The organism is Frankia sp. Mgl5 (assembly GCF_023242985.1).
GTDB lineage: Bacteria > Actinomycetota > Actinomycetes > Frankiales > Frankiaceae > Parafrankia > Parafrankia soli.
Genome location: NZ_JALKFY010000219.1, coordinates 1 through 256 on the forward strand (window position 1 = coordinate 1; position 256 = coordinate 256).

The following is a 256-nucleotide window of genomic DNA, read 5'->3' on the forward strand; positions in this document are numbered from 1 at the left end:
ATTACGCAGGATGCGCAGATTGCGGAGCCAATAACCGGAACGCAGGAAATGAAGCGCAATCTGCTGGGAAATGGACGGCGTTCCTTTGTCCATCTGATGCTTCGTCTCTGCCAGTCGCTCGATTACCGCTTTGGAGCCGACACTCCAGCCTACGCGTATGCCGGGGGCGACTGTATCGGACAAGCTGCCTGAATGGATCACCAAACCGCTGTTCCGGCTCAGTTCATACAGCGTTTTTGGCGGTGCTGGCTTTCCG

At 56.2% G+C, this 256-nt stretch carries 1 pseudogene; it reads right to left on the reverse strand.

Going from position 1 to position 256, the window contains the following annotated elements:
* Positions 1-256: pseudogene (locus MXD62_RS09090) on the reverse strand (PLP-dependent aminotransferase family protein); the annotation flags it as partial.